Below are 16,675 nucleotides of genomic sequence, written 5' to 3'. Positions count from 1 at the left end.
GCCGCCGGGTGCGAACGGCCTGTTCTTCCTGCCGCTGCTGTCGGGAGAGCGCGCGCCGTTCTGGGATGGCAAGGCCAAGGGCGTTATGTTCGGCCTGACGCTTGCTCACACGGAGAAGCATATGCTCCGCGCCGCGATGGAAGGCGTCATGTACCAGATCGCGGCCATCGTATCGCTGATGAAGGAATGCGGCAACGAAGTGAAGGAGATCCGCGCCTCGGGCGGCTTCGCCCGTTCGGAGATATGGTGCCAGATGTTGGCCGATATTCTCGGCGTGCCGGTATCGATACCGGAATCGGTGGAGAGCTCCGGTCTCGGCGCGGCTCAGTTGGGACTGTTCGCGATGGAGGAGGGCCGTGGCCCGCTGCTCCGTTGGAACGCGGCGAACGGCGTATCCTACGAGCCCAACATGGACACGCATGCGATCTACAGCGAGTTACTTCCGTTTTATTTGAACCTGTATCACGCGTTGAAGCCGTCCATGCATGAAATGGATCGTTTGCCGATCTAATCGAGCGGGCGGGCTTCGGCGCGGATCCGGTCGAGCTCGCTCCATTGTACGACTCTGTAAGCCGAGAAAATCGGGTTACAGCATAGCGCGGAGTAACTTTCGGCGCATTAGGCTGAATAATCGGCTTGCGGCACAACAAGCAGCACAATGAAGGAGGGGCGTTATGGCTCAGGAAAAGGTTGAGAGACTTCAAGAGATTTTGCGCGAAATGGGCTCTGTTGTCGTCGCCTTCTCGGGAGGCGTGGACAGCACGTACCTCCTTTATGCGGCGCTGGAGACGTTGGGTAAGGATAAGGTGTTGGCGGTAACCGCGGATTCCGAGACGTATCCGGCCGAAGAGCTGGAGGCTGCGAAGACGCTGGCGCTTCAGATGGGCGCCAATCATGCCGTCATCGAGACCTCGGAGCTTAACATTCCCGGCTACAAGGAAAACAACGGCAATCGCTGCTACTTCTGCAAAAGAAGTCTGTTCGAGCATTTGGAACCGTTCGTTCAGGATGGCCGCTATCGGCATATCGTCTACGGTTTGATCGCCGACGATATGAGCGAGCATCGCCCGGGCGTACAGGCGGCGAAGGAGAAAGGCGTGCGGGGACCGTTGCAAGAGGCTGGATTAGGCAAGGAAGAAATTCGCGAGCTGTCCATGCGCGCGGAGCTGTCGACTTGGGATAAGCCCTCCTTCGCTTGCTTGTCCTCCCGTATCGCTTATGGCGAAGAGATTACGATCGAAAAGTTGAACAAAGTCGGCTCTGCGGAGCGTTTCATCCGATCGCTTGGCATCCGCCAGGTGAGGGTAAGGGTGCACGGCGATCTTGCGCGCATTGAGGTTGAGCCCTCATCCATGGTCGAGCTGGTCGGTCACGCGTCCGTTATTTCCGGCGAGCTTAAGAAGCTCGGCTTTCTGTACGTATCGATGGATATGGGCGGTTACAAGAGCGGCAGCATGAACAAAGCGCTGAAGCTGGAAGGAGCCGTCTAATGTCCGGATACGAGGAGATGGATTTTTGTAAGCTGGACGTGGACAGGGAGGAGCGTACGGGCTTCCCTGAGGTCATCTTCGGACTTGGCAAAACGCCGGAGCAAGCGGAAGCGATCTTCGGCCGCATCGCCGAGGTTCATGGCCGGGCTCTCGTAACGAGGGCTTCGGCGGAAATGGCGGAGCGAATTCAGGCCGCGTACCCGGGAGCCGTCTACGATCCGGTGTCGCGGCTTATTCGTTTGGACGGCGAACCGAAGCGGCTGCCCGGAACCGTGGCGGTTCTGACCGGGGGAACATCCGATATTCCCGTAGCAGAGGAAGCGGCCTGCACGGCGGAATGGATGGGCTGCCAAGTGGACCGCATCTATGACGTAGGTGTCGCAGGAATCCATCGTCTGCTGGCTCAGATGGATCGCATTCGCGCAGCATCCGTCGTCATCGCTGTTGCGGGGATGGAAGGTGCGCTCGCCAGCGTTGCGGGCGGACTCGTGCGGCGTCCCGTCATCGCGGTGCCGACCTCGGTGGGATACGGGGCGAATCTGCAGGGCGTAACGACGATGCTGGCGATGTTGACCTCCTGCGCGTCAGGCGTCACGGTCGTCAACATTGACAACGGGTTTGGCGCCGCTTACCAGGCGGCTGTTATTTTGCAATTGGTTGCGGAGGCGAGCGAAAAATGAAGACGTTATACCTGGACTGCGTCTCCGGCATCGCCGGCGACATGACGTTGTCTGCGCTGGTCGATCTGGGGGCGGATGCGGCCTATATTAGCGAGCAATTGCGTAAGCTGCCCATCGACGAATTCACCATGTCGTTCGTGCCGGTTATTCGCAAAGGCATTTTAGCCAAGTGGCTCGACCTTCGTTTTGAAGAGAGCCAGGATGGCCACGGCCATTCGCATTCACACGAGCACGGACACGACCATGGTCATTCACACTCACACGAGCACAGCCACGCCCATAGTCACGGCCACTCGCATTCACACGAGCATAATCACGCTCATGACCACGGCGGCTCGCACACTCATGAGCACAGCCATGATCACCAACATGCGCACACTCACAGCCATACTCATGATCATAATCACGCGCATACGCACAGCCATCTTCATGAGCACGGCCATGACCACGGTCACTCGCACCTACACGAGCACAGTCACACTCATGACCACGGCCATTCGCACTCACACGAGCACGGACACGTCCATGGTCTCAGCCATTCGCACCTACACGAGCACAGTCACACTCATGACCACGGCCATTCGCACTCACACGAGCACGGACACGTCCATGGTCTCAGCCATTCGCACTCACACGAGCATCGCAAAGCCTCGGACATCTTGGCGATGATCCGGAATTCCGCGCTGCCGGAGCGGGTCAAGGCGCGATGCCTTGCCATCTTCGAAGTTATCGCGGAAGCAGAAGCGAAGATCCACGGGATGAGTCCGGCGGATGTGCATTTCCATGAGGTCGGCGCGATGGATTCCATCGTGGACATCATTGGCGTATGTCTGGCGCTGGAGAATCTCGGCATCGACCGGATCGTGGTATCGCCGGTGCCTGTAGGTCATGGCCGTATTCGAATCGCGCACGGCGTTTATCCAATCCCAGCCCCGGCGACGGCGGAGATTATGACCGGCGTGCCGATCTCGGCGTTTACGGCGCAAGGCGAGTTGACTACGCCAACTGGGGCCGGCATCGTCAAAGCGCTGGCGTCTTCGTTCGGACCGACTCCTGCCGGCGTGGTCGAACGGATCGGGTACGGCGCGGGAACAAAGGACATGGATCATCCCAACGTCGTGCGTGCCGTTCTTTACCGCGAAGAGAACGCTGCCCAGTCGGAGCGGATCCTCGTCCTGGAGACGCAGGTCGACGACACGACGGGTGAACGGCTCGGTTATACGATGGAGAGGCTGTTCGGCGCCGGAGCGCTTGATGTTTATTACACGCCGGTATTTATGAAGAAGAACAGGCCCGGCGTTCTGCTGACCGTCCTATGCCATGCGCGGGACAAAGCTGCCTGCGAAGATATTCTGCTGCTGGAAACGTCGACGTTCGGCGTGCGGAGCTACGAAGCGGACAGACGTATCCTGGACAGAAGCTGGGTAGAGGCGGAGACCCGTTACGGCATGATCAAAGTAAAGCAAGCGTATGACGGCGAGCGGCTAGTCAAGTCTTCGCCGGAGTACGAGGACGCGGCCAAGGCCGCGCGGAAATACGGCGTCTCGCTGGAGGAAGTGTACCAGGAAGTGTTCCAATCGCTTCTGTTCCGCGACAAGCAAGGAGAATAGGGGAGGATCCAACCGATGAACGAAGAGATTCGGCAATTAAGAGAGAGAACGGTACATCTGGCAAACACGCTGCCCGTCACCGACATGCACACCCATCTGTACGCGCCCGAGTACGGGGAACTGCTGCTATGGGGCGTGGACGAGCTGCTTGTATACCATTATTTGGTGTCGGAATCATTCCGCAGAACGGACCAGCCTTACGACGAATTCTGGTCTTTATCCAAGAAGGAGCAGGCCGATCTGATCTGGCAGCGGCTGTTCGTCGATCATTCGCCGGTGAGCGAGGCGGCAAGCGGATTTATTACGATGCTTAATCGCCTTGGCATCGACGTATCGTCGAGGAATCTGGACGATTACCGCGAGGCCTTCGCGAAGCGCAGCGTGAACGAGCAGGTAGACGCCGTGATGGAGATCGCCAAAGTTGAGCGAATCGTCATGACCAACGATCCGTTCGATCCGCTGGAACGTCCCGTTTGGGAAGCCGGCAACGGCAAAAAGGATCCTCGTTTCTACGCCGCCCTGCGCGTCGATTCCTTGCTCAATAATTGGCCGTTCGCGGTCCAAGAGCTGAACAAACAAGGCTACCTGGTGGAAGAGGCATGGACCGAAGGGACCAAAAACGAGGTGCGCCGCTTTCTCAAAGAATGGATTATCCGCATGGACGCGTTGTATCTGGCCGTTTCCATGCCTGGCGACTTCGCGTATCCGGCCGAACATCATCGCACGTCCATGATCGACGAAGTGATGATTCCGGTCTGTCAGGAGCAAGGCATTCCGTTCGCGCTTATGATCGGCGTGCGCCGGGCGTCCAATCCAGGACTTAAGCTTGCCGGCGACATGAGCATGAAGTCCGATGTGTCCGCGATGGAGGCGCTGTGCCGGAAATATCCGGAGCAGAAGTTCATCGTGACCATGCTGGCCCGCGAGAATCAGCATGAGCTTGCGGTGCTTGCCCGCAAATTCCGCAATCTGATGATTTTCGGCTGCTGGTGGTTCCTGAATACGGACTCCATCGTGGAAGAGATGACGCGCTTCCGGATCGAATTGCTGGGAACGACGATGATCCCGATTCACTCCGACTGTCGCGTGTTCGAGCAGCTTATCTACAAGTGGGAATATTCCCGCAAGATCGTGGGCGAAGTGCTTGCGGACAAGTATGTCAAGCTGCTGGAAAGCGGCTGGCGCGTGACCGACGAGGAGATCAAACGCGATCTGGAAGATATGTATCATCGCAACTTTTGGCGTTTCCTCGGTCGCGAAGCTTAACATCGATCCAAGCTCCCATTCCGCCGCAACGGCGGAGCGGGAGCTTTTCTGCTGGATGGAGTTATACGGATCCAAGGAGCTGAAATTACATATTGCTGTTGCTTAGCAAGGACGGAATCGGTAAAATGATGACAAACAATAGGCGGCGCGAGGAGACTCGCGCCCGTACGCTGCAGAAGAGGTGAAACGCGTGACTGTAAATTTTGACGAATTGCTGGACCGCCGGAATACAAGATCCTACAAGTGGGATCAATCCGAAAATATGTTTGGCGACAAAGATATACTTCCTCTATGGGTAGCGGACATGGACTTTCCGAGTCCTCCCGCCGTGCAAGAGGTGCTTAAGCGCCGTGCGGAGTTAGCCGCTTACGGCTATGCGATCCGGACGGACGATTATGCGGAGTCCATCGTGGGCTGGTTCAAACGCCGCCATGGCTGGGATATCGATCCGGCCTGGCTCGGGGATGCGCCAAGCGTCGTTACTTCTCTAAGCCTTTGCGTCGAACAATTCTCAGAGCCCGGAGGTCAAGTAGTGCTGCAATCGCCGGTCTATTATCCGTTCTACGACGTCATCGAGAGCAATGGCCGCAAGGTCGCCAAGAACCCGCTGATTCTCAAAGACGGTCGATATGAGATGGATTACGAGCATCTGGAATCGTTGTTCCAGGGCGGAGCCAAGCTGCTGCTGCTGTGCAGTCCGCATAATCCCGGCGGACGGGTATGGGAGCGGAGCGAGCTGCTGCGGCTGGGAGAGCTGTGCTTGCGTTACGGGGTCATCGTCGTATCGGACGAAATCCATTGCGACTTGACGTTCCCGGGGCATGTCCATACGCCGTTCGCGACGTTGTCTCCGGAGATTGCCGACATTACGATTACGACATTGTCCGTCACGAAGACGTTTAATTTGCCCGGCCTTGTAACTTCCTTTATGGTGGTTTCCAATAAGGCGCTCAAAGCCAAGCTTGACAAGCGGATCCATACGCTGTCTCTCCATATGGCCAGCCATTTCGCGCAGGATGCGGTCGTAGCTGCCTATAATGAGAGCGAGCAATGGCTGGACGACATGTTCGCTTATGTGGAAGGCAATCTCGCTTACGCGCTTCAATACTTGCAGCAACATCTGCCTTCGGTAAAGCCGATGAAGCCGGACGGCACCTATCTGCTATGGGTGGATTGCAGGGAATTGGGACTCGATAAAGCGGGTCTCAAGGATTTGATGTATAAGCGCGCCAAGGTCGTCTTCAACGAAGGTTCTGTATTCGGCAGCGAAGGCGAAGGCTGGCTGAGGATCAACCTGGCTTGCCCGAGGTTTATTCTCGAGAAGGCTCTCCGTCAATTCGCGGAGGCGGCAAACGGTCTGGAATCCCGGTAAAGGTGGCGATAAACGTGGAGCAGCAGGCAGGAGGCATGAAGACGGAGGAAGGACGGGCTATGCTAGAACGGGTTCGTTCGATATGCGCGGAATTTCCCGAATCGACCGAGCTTGTCGACGGCCATGGACACACGGTCTATAAGGTAAAGAGCAAGTCGTTCATTATGATGCGGGATGGCATTATGCATATCAAGTCTACGCCGGAGAACGCAGAGATCTTGCTTCAAGACGCGAGATTCTTTCGGACTCCTTACATCGGCCAGCATGGCTGGATCAGTATCAATCATCTCGAGGAATGGGAAATGATCGCCGATCTCTTGGAAGAGGCTTACCTGCTGGCCGCGCCTAAGGGACTCGCGAAGGCGTGGCTTCAATCCAAACGAGGCTAGTTAGTGCTAGTGCTAGTGCTAGTGCATCCATTTGCAACCATAAAAGCCTCCCAAGTCGCATCATAGCGGCTTGGGAGGCTTTTTCACGATCGCTCCAACAGCGATTGCTCCAGTACGGAACGGATCTGCGGGTACCTGGCGGTAATGCCCAGGAACGATTCCCGGTTCATCGACAGCACGGTTCCGGATGCCGAAGCCCTGACGGTCGCCGTGCGCGGAATGTCCCGCAGCAGCGCAATCTCGCCGAAATGGTCGCCGTCTTGCAGCACGGCAACGGTGATCTCGCCTTGCCCTTCAATCTCCTTGCGTACCTCGAACCGGCCACGCACGATAATGTAGAATTTGTCGCCTTCCTCGCCTTCGGTGACGACATCTTCTCCTGCCTTGAAGGTTTCGGTCGCGAAATGGGCGGCGATCTCCTCCAGCGCGTCCGATTCCAGACCTGAGAAGAAAGCAAGCTTGGACAAACGCTCTCCCTGCACGGCGGCATGTCTGCCGTCTTCGGAAAGGCGGAAGCCATGCTGCTTGTCCCATAAACCCCGATAAACGCCGCCGCGCTCCATCAGCTCGGGATGCGAACCGGATTCGACGACGACACCTTGGTCGAAGACGAAGATCAGATCCGCTTGTGCGGCGGAATCCAGCCTATGCGTTACGGATACGAGAGTATGAGCGCCGCGAAGCTCAAGCAGCAGCTTGTTAATATCCGCCTCCGTCGCGGGATCAAGCGCGGACGTCACCTCATCGAGCAGGAGCAGCCTCGGTTTGCGGAGGAGCGCCCGCGCGATGGCAAGCCGTTGGCGTTCGCCGCCCGACAAAGTGCCTCCCTCGTGATGCACCTTCGTATCGTAGCCATCCGGCCAACGTTCGATAACGGCGTGAATTTTTGCTTTCTCCGCCGCTACGCGCAGTTCTTCATCGGTCAGGCCGCTCTGGTCGAGCACGAGATTGTCGCGAATGGTGGTGTTGAACAAGAAGGTTTCCTGCGTAACCAGTGTGACGTACCGTCTTAAGGAAACTTCGCTGATGGTACGGAGGTCGAGGTTATCGGCCATCACCGCACCCTCTCGAGGATCGTAGAAGCGGGCCAGGAGCTGCAGCGCCGTGCTTTTGCCGGAGCCGCTGGAGCCCACGAAGGCAACGTAGCTGCCGGAAGGAATGTCCAGGCTTACATTCCGCAGCTGCGTCGTCGTATCGGAATAACCAAACGTCACCTGGTTTAACCGGAACGTTCCGACTTCCTGCTGAAGCGTTTTGGCGTTGCCGGCCTCCGGCACGGTCGGCTCTACCTCCAGCACCTCTCCCACTCGCCGGAAGCTGACGCCGGAATCGATAAAATCAGGAATGAGATACGACAGATTGGCTCCTCCTTGCGCAACGGTCAGCGAAAGGGTGAAGAAAGCCATAAAGTCTCCGATGCTCATCATTTCCCGGAAAATAAGATACCCTCCAAGGCCAATCAAACCGCCGTTTGTCAGCAGCATGATGGCGAGTGGAATCCTCTCCATCAGCGAACTTGTCATATGCAGTCGGAATCCTAGAGTAAACAGCCCTTTAATGTCGCTGCCGCCGCGAGTCGTAAATCGTTCCTGCTGATGCAAGCCCTTGATCGTCCGATGACCCTTGATCATCTCGTCAACCGTATTGGAGAAACCGGCTTGCGCATCGCGGTAGGCGATCGTTGCGGCTTCCGCCCGCTTCTGCAACAGCTTGGGAGCGAGCATCATAAGCAGGGAGGCGGCGAGAAGCGCGAGCGCCAGTCTCCACTCCAGCAGGAAAAGAGCCGTCAAGCCGAGAACGACCGAGAACGACTCCTTCAGCAGCGAAGGACTTGTCAATCGAACGAGGCCCTCAATCGAGGACATGTCCGACGAAAAACGTGTCGTCAGGTCGCCGATTCGATATTGCTGAAAGAAGGGTAACGATTGCTTTTGCAGATGCGAGAACAGCTTCGCTCGAAGGGTCCGGATCGTATTGCCGCTAAGAATGCCGAGCGAATAGTCGCCCAGCAAATTCGCGACCACGCTGATTGTGCCTCCGATCAGCAAAATGCCCAGGATAAGGAGGAATACCTCCATATTTCGCGGAATCAGCGCTTCGTCCATAATAAATTTCAAGCTGTACGGTGCTGCTACCGCATAGGCCACTTCCAGTACAAGGGCCAACAGGAACAGCACCGTCCAAAGCTTATGCTTCCATAATTGCGATAGAATCATTGTGGTCAATTGCAACGGGACACCGCCTCTCAAGTAACTCTAGCGTACTTCACAAGAGGGCGGTCTGTAAATATGCCAAGTGCCGATCTTACAACTGCCAGAGTCGATAGAGAATGACGGCGGCTTCGGCTCGAGTGAGCAGGTCTCTTGGCGCCAGGCTGCCGTTTTTGCCTACAATGATACCGAGGTCTGCGAGCGCCTCTACGCTCTCTCTCGCATACCCGGCAATTTCTCCCGCATCGCCAAACGTCTCTAATGTAGATTCCGCTGAAGCCGCTGCCTCGATGCCGACTGCTTTCAGTGCGCGCATCGTCAGCACCATTACGTCTTGGCGAGTGATTGGGCCGTCCGGGTTGAACCGGCGGTCTCCAACGCCTGCTGCAATCCCTTGTTGCTTCGCGATTAGCAGCTCCTCGTAATAATAAGCGTCCGAAGGGACATCTTCGAACATTTCCGCCTCATAGTCCGCTTGTTGCAGCTCCAGCGCTCGCACCAGCAGAGCGACGAAGTCGGCTCTCGAGATAGAGGCTTGAGGCGAGAAGAAGTTATCGCCGACCCCTCTCACGATATCGCGTGCAGCCATTGCATGTATTGCGGTTTCGGCCCATTTCACGCCCGACAGATCCCGGAAAGCAGGGCTGGCATAAGCAACCGCGTAGGTGCTGAAATGTGTCGTCCGGAACACGACGGCGCCTGCGCTTTGGTCGTAAATGCTGTTTTTGACCGGAGTCGGCGTACCCGATCCATCTATATGCCAGACCACGATTCCTTCCGGGTGCAGATTCTCCTCGGCCGTTGGCGTATAAGGAACAACTACAGAAACTGGCGAATCCGGGTTGTGCCAAGGGATGATCCGGTCGCCGTCCAGCACTTGCAGCTCGATGACGGGACGTTCTCCGATCAGCGCCTTAACAGCAGAGTCCAGCTCTGTCGCAGCCGTATCCGATATTCGAATGGATATTTCGGCGGATAAGCCGTCCGTGCCGGACAACATGTCGCTCGGAACATAGATCATGTTGCTGCCCATCTTCACTGCGAGTAGGAAGGATTCTTTGCCCCGCAGACTTTCCGTTGGCAATACAATTTCGTAAGACGACGCGTTCGCCTGCGCCGGCAGCTCTATCCAAATCTGTTTGGCTCCTCCGTCGCCGGAGTCCGCCAGCTTCAGTGCATCCTTTAAGTTGTCGCCAGTTACCAAGGCGGTCGAACGGCCGTTCTTGAAAGTTATTCGAGGCTGGATGGTGACGACGCCCTCCTTGCTGATCACAGCACCGGAATTGGGGAGAACAATTACGCCGTTCCCGTTCCCGTTGCCGTTACCGGAGCCTGGGCCGAGAAGGGCAAGCACCCCGTAGACAGAGGTGTCCTGATAACCTTGGCCTGTCATATCGTTCCATGTCGCGACGCTTTGACGGGAGCCGTTTTTGCCGTCGTTGATTTGCACGTCGAAACCAAGCTTCGAACCGATGTCCGGGGTGACCGACGTCAGCGGTATCCGCAATTCCACCGTATAGTTCGTTCCGTTAATCGCGGTTGCGGAATGGAAACCTTCAGCGATGGAGGGCGGATTAAATGACGTTTCATTGTCATAGTTGACCCGGTATTGTCCGTCATCGTTCTGATAGGAGGGAGTTTTCCCGTTGTTCTGATCCAGGAATATTTCGACGGAGTCTTGTTCGTAGGCGTTCGGACTGCTCTTGTCGAGTTCGGCGTTGTTGACCTGGAACAGCACGTACAGATATTCGTTGTCCCATAGCGCCTTGGCCGTGCCATGGGCGCCTTGCCACGCCATCTGATATTGATTGACGGGAATGTCGGCCGTCGTGCTCCAGATCCCGTCGATAACGCCGTCTACGACAGGCGTTCCGTAACGGGCCGTCGTTTCCTTGGCCGTGACGTCTACGGGAGGATTTTGTTCGATAAACTGATCAGGATCGATAACTCCGTAATAAGCGGGCTTGGCTTGCAGCTCCCTGTCAAAGAGGAGCGGGTTATTGTCCGATCTCCAGCTGGAAGCGTCGTTAAGCCCCCAGAACGTCACGCGGGCGATGTGATCGGCATATTTCTTGTAGATGTTCATGAGCTGCGCGTACAAATAGCCTTGCGCCTTCGCCTGCGCATCGGACAAAGTGGCATTATCGCCGGCCGTAATGTCGATCTCCGTAATGCTGACCTCTACGCCAAGCGCGATAAAACGCTCCAGAGAAGCTTCCACGTTGTCAGGTTTCGTATTGAGATTGTAATGGGCCTGCATGCCGATTCCGTCGATGAGCAGCTCGCCGTCATGCGTCTCCGCGTATTTATCGTTAAGCTCTTTCACCATATTGGCGATGGCGGTAGACTTGTTCGCGTTGTCGTCGTTGTAGTCGTTGTAATAGAGCTTGATGTCCCAACCATTGTCCAGAATGACTTCCTTGGCGATCAGAAAAGCCTGCTCGACATAGTCGTCGCCGATGGCCGCTTTCCACGGGGAGTTGCGCAGCGAAGCCCGCCAGTCGGACGGATTGGGGGGATTATCGCTCATGGCTTCGTTGACAACATCCCAGGAGATGACCTTGTCGCCGAAGTGCTCAACGACCGTCTCGATATGCGTCCGCAGATTGGCCAGTGCCGACTCCCGGCTGAGCGGCGTGTTATCCTCCGCGGTGCTTAACCATAAGGGCATCTGCTGATGCCAGACAAGGACGTGGCCGTGCAGCAGAAGCCCGTTCGCTTCGATCTTGGCGATCAGGGCATCCTCCGCGGCGAAGTCGAACTGCCTGCTCTCATTGTAGGCATAGTCCGGCTTCATCGCATTTTCCGCCGTTACGACGTTATGATGCCGCTTTAGCAGATCCAGGCGGTTGCCTTCGAACTCGGCGTCTCCAACCGCGTTGCCGATCAGGAAGTAGTCCTCATAGGTTTCCTTGATCGGAGTCAAATTCTGAATCGGCTTCGGCGCCGCCACGGGACCGATATAGGAGAGGACGAAGTCATCCATATAAAAAGCAACGGGTGCCGCGGGCTTTTGAGCCGTCTCCACATAGGCCTTTAATACGCTCGGAGTAGTGGCGACTGTAAAGGAACCGGACAGTTGAACCCAGGCTCCGTCCGTTGCGGCCACGTTGGGGGAGACGTTTGTATACGTGCTGTCGCCGCTTTGTACGCTGAGTCGAAGCGAGGTCGGCGGCTCTCCGGGAGCCATCTTGACCCACGCCGAGAGTTGGTACTGATGTCCTTTGTGCATCTTGCCCATCACATCCAGAATAGGGCCGTTGTATTGGGACGACACGTTTACCAGCAGACTGCCTTCTCCGCCGGTGGTATGATTGTCTGCATCGGAGACTGCGATACTTTCGCCAGGACTGCCGCTTCTGATGGCCCAGTTGCCGGAACCGTTCTCGAAGTCGGCCGTCAAGCCGGTTTGATCGAGGTCGCCGCCGCCTGGCGCGGTATCCGGCGTCACGTCTTTGATCAAAACCTCGTCGATGTAGATATCCGCCGTAGAGACGGAATCACTGGCGGATTCTACCCAAATACGGAATTCCGCAGTGTTTGCCGGAACCTCGTAGTTTCGGATCGAAAAGGTCGTCCATTCCGCGGAAGATACCGTTTGATTGCCGATGATCCAGGGGTATTTGTTTTCCAGAAGCGGTGAATCGACTTTGGAGGCGACATGGAACGTATCGCTGCCGGAGCCGGATCGTACTTTGAGGGAGAGGTCGTAGGTTTTGCCGGAGATCATAAGAGCCGTTAGATTAAGACTGGGACTGTTGTCGCGCGTTTCACGGCCGCTAAAGAGCAGGGAATGAGTGCCTTCCGAAGCTTGTTCCGTGGAGATGGAGACAGAGCCGGGACCGCCCCAGACGGATGCCCAGCCGCCGGTCTGTCCATCTTCGAAGCTTTGGGACAATACGATGTTGTCCGGTGCCGAATCTGCGCCCTCGGCCATCGCATTGCCGGCAGACCAGCTTGCCGGCAGCAGCAACAGCATGGCCAGCGCGACCGCAATGACCTTAGTAAGCGATTTTCTCATTGCTTGTTTTCCCCCTTGCGCATTGTGGTAGAAGCTTCGGCGAAATGCCGCAAGGCAAGGCAGACCCTGCCAAGCTTCCCGACTTTCATTATATCGCGGGGGTTGTAAGCGTTTGCTTAAGAAACTATAGAACATACTGAACATATTAAACATCTGTCAGCCCGTTCCCCGATTCGCCGCGGCGGGCGAATTAGGGGAGAAAGCCGGCCTGGCTTACAAGGACGGCATCCGGCGGAAATGCTCGCCGCAATCGCTCCAGCAAGGAATGATAGGCGGAAGGCGAATACCATTCCTGCAATTGAAGCTCATCGTACAGCTTATCGATGCCGAGCCGCTTCGTTCGTTTGCCGCCGCTGCCATCGCCCATAAAATAATCGTCGACGCATACACGGTCCACGATCGCGCGCAAAGTCTCGGCGAATCCTTCGCTGCTCGGCAACAAGGGAGCTATGGCCGCCTGCGTGGGAACACCTGCTTCGGCTAACTCGCGCAGCGCCCGCAGCCTGGCAGCGATCGGAGGAGCGGAAGGAGTAAACGCCCTGCGAATGTCTTCGCGATCCGTCTCTATCGTCATGCTGACCCGAACGCGTTCGCCAAGCTTAAGCAGCAGATCGATATCGCGCGTTACGAGCGGGCTTCGGGTCTGCACCAGCAGGAAGTCGGGAGGAAGCTGAGTCATTACCTCCAGCAGCGAACGCGTAACGAGTTCCTTCGCTTCCGCCGGCTGGTAAGGATCCGTGCTTGACGACATAAAAATCGTAACAGGTCCTTTGGTTTTGGCCCTCGAGAGCTCCTTGCGAAGCACATCTGCCGCGCCTTGCTTGACATCCACCCACGAGCCCCACTCCTCCCCCCGGAACAAAGAGACGGGCATGCCGCGTACATAACAGTAGGAGCAGGCGAACGAACAGCCGGAATAGGGATTCAAGGAGTGGCTGTAGCCCTCCAGAAATCCCGTTCCTTTGTTCAGCAGCGTCTTGGGTTCCTTGCGGACAATTCTCGTCATCGGGATGAGCCCATCGCAAGATGAACTCCTGTATTGGAATGGGCTGCCCTGTCTTCCAGCTCCAGCAGCAGCTTTTTCATCGGCAATCCGCCGCGATAGCCCGCAAGCGACCCGTTTTTGCCAATGACGCGATGGCAGGGCACGAAGACGAGTACCGGATTGGCACCGATCGCGGTGCCTGCCGCACGAACGGCGGAAGGGCTGTCGATCGCTTTCGCGATATCGGCGTAGCTTCGGGTCTCGCCAAAGGGGATGTCCAGAAGCGCCTTCCATACCCGAAGCTGGAACGGAGTGCCGCACAGGTCCAGCCTCCCTTCGAACAGCGATTTATTCCCGCCCGCGTATTCCGCAAGCTCGCTGCCATAGCGCTTCATCCGCTCGTCATCCCGAATCCATTCTATGCGGCCGAATCGACGCGTACACCGCTCCGCCATTTCGTCGAACGGTTCGCCCAAAGCCCCTGCGTAACAGAGACCCCGCTCGGTCTCCGCGATATGCATATGGCTGTCTCCGAATGCAATGAGAGACCAATAGAGACGGCTTCCTCCGGCTTGCTTATTCATGATTAGCATCCTCCTTGCGTTGTAATAGCCGATATTGGGCGGGCGTGCAGCCTGTAATCTTCTTGAACAACGTAATAAAATAAGGGGCGTTCGGCAAGCCGACCCGCGCGCCGATCTCGGCTACGGAAACGCCGCTCTCCGCAAGCATTTTCTTTGCCTGCCGTATGCGGAACTCCTGAATGTAAGAGACAGGCGTAACGCCCGTCACTCGCTTGAAAATCCGGTGCAGGTGATACGGACTGCCATGGCCGATCTCGGCCAGCTTCTCCAGCGTTAATGGCTCCATGTACCGCTCACGGATATAGTCCGTTATCGTCAATATCCATTCCTCGTCGGGGAGACGCACGCCTGTTGGCTTGCATCGTTTGCACGGTCTGTACCCTGCGCTTCGGGCGGCATCCGGCGAACGGAAAACGGAGACGTTTTCCCGAATGGGCGGCTTGGATTTGCAGGAGGGGCGGCAGAAGATGCCCGTCGTCCGTACCGCGTACCAGAACGCTCCGTCGCTTGCGCCATCGTTGCAGACGATGGCTCCCCATTCCGCCTCCGAAGGGCGATCTCCCTTTTTGCGGGGAGTGATTTCGTCTCTGTTCATTTGCCATCACCTCTGCTATAAGTATAACCGCCGAGGACGAAGCGCGCGCGTACATTCTATTGGAAAAGCAAGATTTCGAATAAGTCGTTTAACTATTGAGAGCTGCCAGTACAAATCAAAATAAGTGTGGTCACATTATCGTCGAACTGCGCAACAAACACCATGACTCTCGATAAAAAGATTCATTAAGCTAAAGGGCAGCATCAGCTCTCTTTTGTTCATGATAAAAAAGGGAAAATGGACGTCGGTGTGGAATCAGAACTTAACATCGGAATAATTAATGGAGCGTGAGCCTATGTATCGCACACAGATTCCAGATAAACCATTCAACTCCAAACGACCGGGCACCCTCGTTGGTATCTTGTTGGCCGTATCGGAGTATCTAGGTGCATTATACGGAAAAATTGCGGAGACAATGAGTGCATGCTCTTATGGTCGTTGCTCCGAGTGTGGAGGAAACGTTGGATCAGCCGAGATCGACCCCAGTCGCATGATCGCTCCCGAGCTGTCACTCAAGAATGGCGCCGTCCTCTTGTGGGCTGGAACGGATTGCGCGCCAGTTCCAAGGATCAGGCAGTTGGCAGCAATGCTTGGAATCGATTATCTGAAACCACTGGACGAGCAAGATCCGGGGTTTATCCCCATCCTTCTATATGGGTACGACAAAGAACCCGTTTCGTTTGTCCATAACAAGAAACCGCATACGGACTATTACCGCGGCTGCGTACACGATCTTCAATACATGATCGATGCGCGCACGACGAGTAAAGGCAATCTGAGGATGATTTCTTACTTCTCCAAAAGATCGGATTGTCCGGCGTGCCAAGGAACAGGCATGAGCAACACCGTCACTGATATCCGTCTCGCTGGTCATAGGCTGTCAGAGGTTGAAAAGCTGCCGATACCGGAAATGCGTTCCTTTATCCTGGGTCTGTCGCAGTTGATAGACGCGAACGAGCACGACATTGTAAGCCCTATAATAAGCCAACTTGAACCAATGCTTATTTACTTGAACAAAATTGGAATCAGGACGCTCAATCCAACCACCGCACAAGAAATAGTTCAGACCGTCACTTCCTAAGTCGCCTAGCGATGATCGTTCGCGTCTTCGATAGCCCCTTGAAGACAAATTTTTGAAGGTGCCTAGTTACGCTAACGAAAAACGATAGTTCAATTGACCGCCTTATGAGAGAGGCGGTTTTTTTCCTCTCTGTCGCAATACGGATCCTCTGGGTCCTTTAGCTTAATGAAATAAAGAGCAGCTGCCGCTCCGGCAAACTGCTCCTGGATCATGAAATGACGATTACAATTTCTTTTTTAAGAAAAATTGTTTAATATTTTCTGGATATTCATCATTGACCGCAAAAACTTCGTAGCCTCTACGTTTATAAAAATCCGGCGATTGATACGAAAATGTGCAAGTATGAGCCAATATACAACCTAGTTCTTTTCCGAGCCTTTCAGCTTCGGCTA

The 16,675-nt window shown here is 55.8% G+C and carries 13 protein-coding genes; 8 read left to right on the top strand and 5 right to left on the bottom strand.

Features of this window, described 5'->3' with window-relative positions:
* The 7 genes from PAT3040_RS39305 to PAT3040_RS32460 all read left to right on the top strand — a co-directional run.
* Positions 1-511, top strand: a 511-nt coding sequence (locus tag PAT3040_RS39305; RefSeq protein ID WP_258235276.1) for an FGGY-family carbohydrate kinase, incomplete at its 5' end; no start/stop codon positions are given.
* Between the two features lie 163 nt (positions 512-674).
* Entirely contained in the window at positions 675-1,490 is an 816-nt protein-coding gene (gene larE / locus PAT3040_RS32485) for an ATP-dependent sacrificial sulfur transferase LarE (protein ID WP_108995933.1), read from the top strand.
* A complete protein-coding gene (gene larB / locus PAT3040_RS32480) occupies positions 1,490-2,170 on the top strand; it encodes a nickel pincer cofactor biosynthesis protein LarB (protein ID WP_087566280.1) in 681 nt (226 codons plus the stop codon). Before larE ends, larB begins: the two co-directional genes overlap by 1 nt.
* Entirely contained in the window at positions 2,167-3,780 is a 1,614-nt protein-coding gene (larC, locus tag PAT3040_RS32475; RefSeq protein WP_108995932.1) for a nickel pincer cofactor biosynthesis protein LarC, read from the top strand. Before larB ends, larC begins: the two co-directional genes overlap by 4 nt.
* 15 nt (positions 3,781-3,795) lie before the next feature.
* Positions 3,796-5,046 (top strand): glucuronate isomerase, encoded by a 1,251-nt coding sequence (locus tag PAT3040_RS32470; protein ID WP_108995931.1) that lies wholly within the window; start codon positions 3,796-3,798, stop codon positions 5,044-5,046.
* A gap of 190 nt (positions 5,047-5,236) precedes the next feature.
* Positions 5,237-6,418: a MalY/PatB family protein gene (locus PAT3040_RS32465; protein WP_108995930.1), complete on the top strand. Its 1,182-nt coding sequence runs from the start codon at positions 5,237-5,239 to the stop codon at positions 6,416-6,418.
* Between the two features lie 14 nt (positions 6,419-6,432).
* Positions 6,433-6,807, top strand: a complete 375-nt coding sequence (locus PAT3040_RS32460; protein ID WP_258235275.1) for an MmcQ/YjbR family DNA-binding protein — start codon at positions 6,433-6,435, stop codon at positions 6,805-6,807.
* 83 nt (positions 6,808-6,890) lie between these two features.
* Here PAT3040_RS32460 and PAT3040_RS32455 read toward each other — a convergent pair whose 3' ends face one another.
* The 5 genes from PAT3040_RS32455 to PAT3040_RS32435 form a co-directional block, all read right to left on the bottom strand.
* Complete coding sequence (locus PAT3040_RS32455; protein WP_108995929.1) at positions 6,891-9,038, bottom strand: ABC transporter transmembrane domain-containing protein; 2,148 nt, start codon at positions 9,036-9,038, stop codon at positions 6,891-6,893.
* A 73-nt stretch (positions 9,039-9,111) separates the two neighbouring features.
* Positions 9,112-13,038: an endo-1,4-beta-xylanase gene (locus PAT3040_RS32450; RefSeq protein WP_108995928.1), complete on the bottom strand. Its 3,927-nt coding sequence runs from the start codon at positions 13,036-13,038 to the stop codon at positions 9,112-9,114.
* Between the two features lie 190 nt (positions 13,039-13,228).
* Positions 13,229-14,044, bottom strand: a complete 816-nt coding sequence (locus tag PAT3040_RS32445) for an SPL family radical SAM protein (RefSeq protein WP_108995927.1) — start codon at positions 14,042-14,044, stop codon at positions 13,229-13,231.
* A complete protein-coding gene (locus PAT3040_RS32440) occupies positions 14,041-14,616 on the bottom strand; it encodes a methylated-DNA--[protein]-cysteine S-methyltransferase (RefSeq protein WP_373863994.1) in 576 nt (191 codons plus the stop codon). Before PAT3040_RS32440 ends, PAT3040_RS32445 begins: the two co-directional genes overlap by 4 nt.
* Positions 14,600-15,202, bottom strand: coding sequence for a bifunctional transcriptional activator/DNA repair enzyme AdaA (locus tag PAT3040_RS32435; RefSeq protein ID WP_108995925.1), 603 nt, complete (start codon positions 15,200-15,202; stop codon positions 14,600-14,602). The genes PAT3040_RS32440 and PAT3040_RS32435 overlap by 17 nt, the downstream gene beginning before the upstream one ends.
* A gap of 280 nt (positions 15,203-15,482) precedes the next feature.
* Here PAT3040_RS32435 and PAT3040_RS37750 point away from each other — a divergent pair, with 280 nt between their 5' ends.
* Positions 15,483-16,283 (top strand): excinuclease ABC subunit UvrA, encoded by an 801-nt coding sequence (locus PAT3040_RS37750; protein WP_307719188.1) that lies wholly within the window; start codon positions 15,483-15,485, stop codon positions 16,281-16,283.
* The last annotated feature ends 392 nt before the right edge of the window (positions 16,284-16,675 follow it).

The sequence above is a fragment of the Paenibacillus agaridevorans genome, from assembly GCF_003112455.1.
GTDB classification, from domain to species: domain Bacteria; phylum Bacillota; class Bacilli; order Paenibacillales; family Paenibacillaceae; genus Pristimantibacillus; species Pristimantibacillus agaridevorans.
This window is presented reverse-complemented; position numbering and strand designations above follow the sequence as displayed.

Coding starts and splice junctions, on each gene's coding strand:
- larE (WP_108995933.1), top strand. CDS start 675: ATGGCTCAGGAAAAGGTTGAGAGACTTCAAGAGATTTTGCGCGAAATG.
- larB (WP_087566280.1), top strand. CDS start 1,490: ATGTCCGGATACGAGGAGATGGATTTTTGTAAGCTGGACGTGGACAGG.
- larC (WP_108995932.1), top strand. CDS start 2,167: ATGAAGACGTTATACCTGGACTGCGTCTCCGGCATCGCCGGCGACATG.
- PAT3040_RS32470 (WP_108995931.1), top strand. CDS start 3,796: ATGAACGAAGAGATTCGGCAATTAAGAGAGAGAACGGTACATCTGGCA.
- PAT3040_RS32450 (WP_108995928.1), bottom strand. CDS start 13,038: ATGAGAAAATCGCTTACTAAGGTCATTGCGGTCGCGCTGGCCATGCTG.
- PAT3040_RS32445 (WP_108995927.1), bottom strand. CDS start 14,044: ATGACGAGAATTGTCCGCAAGGAACCCAAGACGCTGCTGAACAAAGGA.
- PAT3040_RS32440 (WP_373863994.1), bottom strand. CDS start 14,616: ATGCTAATCATGAATAAGCAAGCCGGAGGAAGCCGTCTCTATTGGTCT.
- PAT3040_RS32435 (WP_108995925.1), bottom strand. CDS start 15,202: ATGAACAGAGACGAAATCACTCCCCGCAAAAAGGGAGATCGCCCTTCG.
- PAT3040_RS37750 (WP_307719188.1), top strand. CDS start 15,483: ATGGAGCGTGAGCCTATGTATCGCACACAGATTCCAGATAAACCATTC.